2 protein-coding genes and 2 pseudogenes are annotated in these 8,639 nt (G+C 37.6%); all 4 read left to right on the top strand.

The genetic code is table 11. From position 1 onward, the window contains the following. Positions 1 to 135: 135 nt before the first annotated feature. A pseudogene (locus HCO57_RS16415) lies at positions 136 to 750 on the top strand (type IX secretion system membrane protein PorP/SprF); the annotation flags it as partial. A 10-nt stretch (positions 751 to 760) separates the two neighbouring features. Then, positions 761 to 2,692: an OmpA family protein gene (locus HCO57_RS16420; RefSeq protein WP_167989929.1), complete on the top strand. Its 1,932-nt coding sequence runs from the start codon at positions 761 to 763 to the stop codon at positions 2,690 to 2,692. Between the two features lie 176 nt (positions 2,693 to 2,868). Continuing rightward, a complete protein-coding gene (locus HCO57_RS16425) occupies positions 2,869 to 7,326 on the top strand; it encodes a Calx-beta domain-containing protein (protein ID WP_167989930.1) in 4,458 nt (1,485 codons plus the stop codon). Positions 7,327 to 7,595: 269 nt separating this feature from the next. Then, positions 7,596 to 8,639, top strand: a pseudogene (locus HCO57_RS16430) (hypothetical protein); the annotation flags it as partial.

Below are 8,639 nucleotides of genomic sequence, written 5' to 3' on the forward strand. Positions count from 1 at the left end.
TGGATTTTGAAACACCCAACCATGTACATCTAAACAAAAACAAACCGTACAAATCGTACAGAAAAAATAAAAAACAACTGGAATTTTTAACCATTTAATCTCAAAAAAATGGTCAACCTATTTTAGGACAAGACAGTATCTAGAGATGCTAAACTATCTTTTGGATTAAAGGGTGGTGGTAATTTCTTAAGTCTAGACTTTCAAAAGTTAAGAAATTTTGATGCTGAAGTTGTTGAGCAAGATAATATTGACAGTCAATTCTCTCCTAATTTTGGTTTAGGAGTCTACTATCATTCAGATAATTTTTATGCGGGTTTATCAGCACCCAATATTATAGAAACGGAGTTTTTTGATAATGACAACACAGATGCTAACAATGTGCAATTTTTAGCTACAGAGCGCATCAATTTTTACTTTATCACTGGTTATGTCTTTGATATCAATGGGGATTTAAAATTCAAACCTGCACTTTTAACCAAAGCAGTAGGTGGTGCTCCATTACAGGTAGATGTATCCGCAAATTTCTTGTTCGCAGAAAAATTTAGCTTTGGCGCGGCATACCGTTGGGATGCAGCCTTGAGCGCAATGGCAGGTTTCCAAATCACCGACCAGTTTATGTTAGGATTAGCTTACGATAAGGAAACTACAGATTTAGGAACACGGAGGTTTAATGATGGTTCTTTTGAGGTATTCCTTAGATTCGAATTACTGAAAAGATTCCAAAGAACAATCTCCCCACGTTTCTTCTAAATAACAGACCATGTTAAAAATTAGATTACTTACTGTTGCATTATTGCTTGGTATATTAGGTATATCGGCTCAGGAAAAAGCCTTAGAACGGGCAGACAAAAAGTATGACGAATACTCTTTTAGTCCGGCAATAGATATCTACAAAAAGGTATTAGATAAAGGATTCAGTTCTCCAGATTTATTAAAGCGATTAGGGAATGCCTACTATTTTAATGCTCGGTACAAAGAGGCTGCTGATACCTATGCTAAGCTTTTAGAGTCTTATGGTGATAATGATACGATTATTACAACGGATTATTACTTTAGGTATGCACAGTCTTTAAAATCTATGCAAGAGTATAAGAAGTCAGAAAAAATCATGAATCTCTTCAATCAGAAAGCAAGTAGTAGCCGTATAAAAGGAGCTTTTACAGAAGCGGATTATATGGCGAAGATTGAAGAGAATTCTGGTCGATATACGCTTAGAGATTTTCCGCATAACTCCAAATATTCGGACTTTGCCGCTGCCTATTATAAAGATGGACTAATCTTTTCTTCGGATAGAGATACTGGTAATTTTGCTAGATACAGACATACTTGGAATGCAAAAGACTTCTTGGATTTATATTTGGTAGACAGTTCTAATACTGTAGTTAAAATTCCTGGTGATGTAAACACAAAGTTGCACGAGTCTACTTCTGTGGTCACAAAAGACGGAACTACCATGTATTTTACCAGAAATAATTTTGTTGATGGTAAGAGAATTAAGGACGAAAAAGGAACAACCAATCTTAAAATTTTTCAAGCTAGTTTAGTTGGGGGTGAGTGGACTGATATTATTGAACTTCCTTTTAATAGTGATGAATATTCGGTGGCACACCCAATGCTTAGCCCAGATGAAAAGCAGTTGTACTTTGTTTCTGATATGCCTGGTACCAAGGGAGCTTCAGATATTTGGAAGGTAAGAATTGTAGGTGATGGTACCTTTAGCAGTCCTGTAAATTTAGGTGATAATATTAACACAGAAGCTAGAGAAACTTTTCCATTTATTACGCCAAATGATGTATTGTATTTTTCATCAGATGGGCATCCAGGTCTGGGAGGTTTAGATGTATTTGCTACAAAAATTGCATTTGATGAATATGACCAACCTATTGTTAATGTAGGTAAACCTATCAATGGACAGTTTGATGATTTCTCTTATATTTTTAACGAAGAAAATAAAACTGGTTACTTTTCATCCAATAGAGAGGAAGGGAGTGTAGGGGACGATGATATTTATGAATTTACAGAAGATATAGCTTTAAAATTAGATTGTCTTCAGGAGGTTACGGGTACCGTTAGAGACCGCATATCTAATGAAATTTTGATTGGTGCAACTGTTAAGTTGATTGATGAAGATAACAATGAAATCGCAACTGCTATTACAGATAATAAGGGAGAATATCTTCTTACCTTAGATTGTTCTAAAGGTAATTTTGTAAGAGCATTGATGGAAGGTTACGTGCCAGCAGAGGAGTTTTTACCGGCCTCTTACGGTAAACCTAGGATTGTAGATTTTTATTTAGAAAGGGATAGAGTTACAGGAGGTTTTGGAGACGATTTGGCCAAATTATTACAGTTAAGTACTATTTATTTTGATTTAAACAAGTACAATATAAGACCAGATGCAGAAATAGAAATACAAAAAGTTATTGCTGCAATGGAGAAGTACCCTAGTCTTAAATTAAAGGTAAATGCCCATACAGATAGTAGAGGTAGAGACGAGTATAACTTATGGTTATCTCAAAAAAGAGCAGAGGCTACAGTAGCATATATGATTTCTAAAGGTATAGCCAAAGAGCGCTTACAAGGCGAAGGTTTTGGAGAAAAACGTTTGCTAAATGATTGTGATGATGGGGTGTATTGTACCAGTGCACAACATCAATTAAATAGACGTTCGGAGTTTATCATATTAGAGTAGTCAAAAATATTTTAAAAACAAGAAAACGTCCAATTTTGGGCGTTTTTTTGTTTTCGTAGAATTTTAAACTTCAACTTTGCCTAGTTTCATCTTGAGTTATAAGCCTTTTGCAACAAATCTTGTTAACGACTAATTAACGTTCATAGTTTTGTAGTTAAATAGATATCCCTCTGTCTATGTACTATGTAAAGAAGGTTACGGCACTAGTTGTCTTTTTATTTATAATCGGTTTTGTTAACGGCCAAGAAACTTATCTAGATACGTTTAGCAATACCTCCTATTCTAATAACGATGGTTCCCAAAATTTTTCCTCCAACTGGATAGAACAAAATGATGGTGGTAGTTCGCCAAACTTCGGAAGGATTACAATATCTAATAACCAACTTAGGTTTAGAAATAATGATAACCGATGGATTTACAGATTTGCACCCTTAGCTGGAGCAACATCAGCTACACTGTCTTTAAATTACAATGCTAATTCGGCCGGTGGAGAGGCAATAGATGTTTTTATTTATAATGCAGATACGAATGGTTGGAATTTTATTCAAAGAATTAGTGGAGGCACAGGTACTGTTACATATAATCTAACTGCAGCAGAGATTGCTTCAAATCCTGCAATTATATTTTATCCGGCGGATACCAATTGGCAAGATAATGATACTATTTTTATAGACAATGTCCAGTTTACGGCTACCTATCAACCTGAGCTTAGAGTGCAAGATGTAACGGTAAATGAAGATGATGGTACCGCTACTTTTACCGTTGAACATATTGGGGGTAATGCAACAGGACCGTTTACCGTTAACTATGCTACTAGAGATGGCTCAGCAATAGCAGGTCAAGATTATACAACAACAACTGGTTCTATTAATTTTAGTGGTAATGTTGGTGATGATGATACCTTTTCTGTTCCTATTATAGATGATATTATTTTTGAAGGAGATGAGGCATTTGAGGTTTACTTTACTGCTGTTACCAACAGCGGCGTAGATATAACTGATACAGCTAATGGAATTATTTTAGCGAATGACGCATTAATTATGTCAGATGGGGATTCGGCAGATTCTTGTGATGATATATTTTTAGATTCTGGAGGTGTAAATCAATATGCAGATAACTTGGATATTGAGTATACCATTTGTCCTGATATTAGTGATAATTATTTGGAATTGGATTTTACACAATTTGATGTAATTCCAGGAGATATCTTATATATCTATGATGGTGACAATACAGGTGCAGATTTAATTGGCGCTTATGACAATGAAAATATTCCTACTCAAATCTTTGCAACGAATGAAGATGGATGTTTAACATTCCGATTTGTGTCTGATAACAACACAACGGGTAATGGGTGGCAAGCTAATGTGTCTTGTTCCCCACCAGGGCCAAAAATTGCGGTGGAAGATGTTTACATAGATGAAGATGCCGGTACAGCTGTATTTACAGTAACTCACCTAAGAGAACGTCACGGTAGAAATACATTTTTTGGATTTTTTCACACGCCTTTTACAGTTGATTATACTGTAACCGACGGTACTGCAACTAATGGTGCTGATTATGTTTCCGTAAATGGCACACTTACCTTTAACGGTAGGGTCGGTAATGTACAAACCTTTTCAGTACCTATAGTTAATGATGGTATTCCGGAACTGGTAGAATATTTTACGGTTGGGTTCACAGACGCAACAGCTCAATATGCTACAGTAGATTATAGTGATACGGCAAGAGGCTACATCAATTCTCAAATTTTAGCCAATGACCCTCTAACCTTGTTCCAAGAATTTGATGGCTATTATGATTACGTTACCACGGGTGGCACTTTACGTACTAACGACAATAATACAGATGCTTGTAGTATAACTACATCTTCTTCTAATACCTTAATTGCTCCCATACCAAATACAGGAACGGTGGTTCGGGCTTATTTATATTGGGCACATTCAAGTACAACCGTAGACGGAACGGTTACTTTTGAGGGGCAAACCGTAAATGCCAATTATCAATACCAAACCACGCTAACCAATAGAAACTTTTTTGGCTATGTTAGTGACGTAACAAGCATTGTTCAAGGCATAGCAGACCCATCTACCAATGTATATGATTTTACAGATTTAGATGTAGACAACTCTGGTGACTATTGTTCTACTGCTACAGTTTTGGGAGGATGGACCTTGTTTGTGTTTTACGAAGATCCTAATTTGCCGGCGGTAAATATTAATTTATATCAAGGATTTGATGGCCTAAGTAATGAGGGTACTTCTTTTACTTTAGATAGTTTTTATGCCATTGCGGGTGCGGGAGCTAAGGCTTCATTCTTGTCTTGGGAAGGAGATTCTACTTTAGACGGTAATAGTTCTGGAACAACAAATCCCAATGGTGAAAGTTTAACAGTTACTAACGAAGCCAATCAAACATTTAATTTATCTGGAGATGGTGGCCAAACCGGCAATAATGCCTACAATTCAACCATGTATGATAATACGGTTACCCCAGATTATAATGATACTGCTACCTATGGGGTAGACTTAGATACCTATGATATTTCAACGTACATCTCACCTGGAGATTCACAGGTAACGGCAAATGTAAATGTTGGGCAAGATTTTGTCATTTCTGCTGCTGTAATCTTAAAGGTTCCCTCTAACCTAATTGCAGGTACTGTTTTTGAAGACGTTAACTATCCTGGAGGTCTTGGTAGGAATATGACTAACGCCAATGGCGTTGGTGTTTTGGGAGCTATTGTAGAATTATATGAGGATGATGGTGATTTTGTAAGAAGAACAAATACAAATGCCAACGGAGATTATAGTTTTGGAGGTATGGCAGATGGTGATTACTACATAAAAGTAGTAAACCCTACAGTACGTTCTACAAGGCCAAACGGAATAAATTGTACAGCTTGTTATCCGGTACAAACCTATAGAAGCTTTGGTGATGCCACTACCAATAATGAAGTTCTTGATGAAATTGGTGGGGCCAACCCCGCAGCCAACACAGATTCTGCACTAGGTGTTTTCCAAGATTCACAGAGTTTATCTGCGGTAAGTATTGCCAGTAGTGGGGTGGCTAATATCGATTTTGGCTATAACTTTAATACAATTGTAAATACCAATGAGTCGGGTCAAGGTTCTTTGGAACAATTTATCATTAACAGTAACACTTTAGGAGAGGCAGGTTTGGATATTGAATCCAATGCTATTTTTGACCCGGCAGCGGAAGAGGATACCTCTATATTTATGATTCCTCCAACAGGTGATCCTTTAGGGAGAACAGCGGACCCCAACTATCAAGGTGGTGGTTTTTTTGATATATTTATTAATAGCAGTACCAATCTTACGGATATAACCGGTACAAATACCATAATAGACGGTAGAACACAAACGGCTTATTCCGGTGATTCTAATTCAGGTGTTTTAGGTTCAGGTGGTTCTGGAGTAGGCATAAGCAATGCCATTTTACCAAATTATGAGCGTCCAGAAATTCAAATTCATAGGAACGGAGGCGATTTGCTAGACCTAAATGGTACTAATGTTACCGTAAGGAATGTTTCTGTATTTGCCAATAATAACGCTGCCTTACGCGTAAGAGGTGGTAGTGCCACTATTTCTCATAACATTTTAGGTGTTAATGCCATTGGTGTGCAAGCAGGTAATATAGACTATGGGGTAGAACAAACTGCAGGTACGGCAACGATTACCTCAAATTATATTTCTAGAAATTCAGATGCTGGAATTTACATTAATGGCGGTACAGCTAGTAATATCAATCTAAACCATCTAATTTCTAACGGAACTACCGCTTGTAATGGTAATATTTTAGTCAATAACGGTACTGGAATTAACATAGCTCAAAATCTTTTGGAAAATCCTGGAGCAGCCAATATAGAATTGTCTGGAGTAGATGGAGTGTTGATCGCAGATAACAGCATTACGGGAGCTGGCCAAAATGGGGGTAATTGTAGTGGTTCCCTTAAAGCCATGGGCATCCTAATTGATGGAACTGGAAATACAGTAAGTCAAAACCGAATTTATACTAATGGTGAAGCTGGTATAGTGGTAAGCAATGGTACCGATAATACCATAACTCAAAATTCAACTTTTGCTAATGGTACTATAAATCCTAGTTTAGGAATAGACTTGAATGCGGATGCAATTACGTTAAATGATAGTGCTGACGGAGATACAGGACCTAATAACTTAACCAATTTCCCTTTAATTACTGCGGCTTATATAGCAGGAAATCAAATGGTCATTAAAGGATGGGCTAGACCTAATGTGCAAATGGAATTCTTTTTTACAGATGTGAATGAAGGCACTGCAAGTGCTGGGGATAATCAGTTGGGTACTACTCAAGATTATGGAGAAGGTCAATTATACATTGGAACGGCTCAAGAGGGTGGAGCACTGGACTTAGATGCCACAACCGCAGGCTATACAGATACAGATGGCAATACTGATAATACCAATAGGTTTCATGTAACTATTCCATTACCGTCGGGAACACAGTTGGGAGACATGATTACCGCAACAGCTACAGACGGGAGTGCAACCTCAGAATTTTCACCAATGTCTGTTTTAAAAGTAGCCACAGTAATTACCAATAGAAGAATTACGTACAGGGTAAATCAATAATAGAATAGTAGTTATAAGAGAGACCTATGAATTCTTACTAGGATTCATAGGTCTTGCTATTTCTGGGCTTATCGACAAACTGCGTGTTAAGAAAATTTTAACCTCAATTTTTCTAGGGTATACTTTGTTAAAATGCTGTTACACAACAATTATTTTATTAAACATCATTTATGGTCAATTTTTGCATTGAATGTAAAATGCCCCAAATCAAGGTTTTCTAAAATTAATTGGACGTAAGCCTTGAGTGTATTTTAAACACAAACCAAAACATGTATAATAGAAACTACCCCAAAAGAAAGTCTTTATTACCAGTATTACTTTTCTTATTTACTGGTTTTGCGTTTGCGCAAACCACCGTTACGTTGCAAGACCAATGTAATTGTGAGGTGTTAAGTGGAACAGATGTTTCCGCTCCAGGTGTTGCTACACCTGCTGGCGCAGATGTAGGTGATATCTATGTAAATACTACTACAGGTACAATTTACTACTGGGACGGAGATTCTTGGGAACTAACATCTTCTGATGATCAACAATTAGAAAATTTTACTTACGATAATACTACGGGAGAATTATCACTCACCCTAGAAAATGGAGGTACAGCCACTGTAGTATTACCAGTAGAAACTATAACTACATTAACCAATACCTTAGGGGCAGGTAATACAATTGGTGAGTATACCAACGAAAATGGTGATGTAGTAATTGTAAATGAAACAATTACCAATATCTCCGATGCTGGGGATGGTAATGTAACCTTCACTAACGAAGCCGGAAACAGTATTACGGTGGCCAAGTCCGATATCACCGATTTGGGTGGCGGACTTTATCAGTTCACCAATGGGGACGGTACGGATGTAACTTTAGATACCAGAGCCTCTAGTAACCCATATGACAATACAACTAGTGGTTTGGCGGCGACTGACGTACAAGCCGCGATAGATGAAATCAACGCTGCCGCGGGCACGGTTGCTTTGGTGGACAATGGCGATGGCACCTATGTATTCACGGATGCATCGGGAACTACCACAACGATAAGCGATACAAGTTTAAGTACAGTTGCCGATAATGGTGACGGAACCTATACGTATACGGACGAAGCTGGTAACACCCAGACTATCGATACCAGGGCATCTAGCAATCCATATGACAATACAACTAGTGGTTTAGCGGCGACTGACGTACAAGCTGCGATAGATGAAATCAACGCCGCTGCGGGCACAGTTGCTTTAGTTGACAATGGCGATGGCACCTATGTGTTCACGGATGCATCGGGAGCCACCACAACGATAAGCGATACAAGTTTAAGTACGGTA

The sequence above is a fragment of the Croceivirga sp. JEA036 genome (assembly GCF_011882165.1).
In the GTDB taxonomy this organism is placed as follows: domain Bacteria; phylum Bacteroidota; class Bacteroidia; order Flavobacteriales; family Flavobacteriaceae; genus Croceivirga.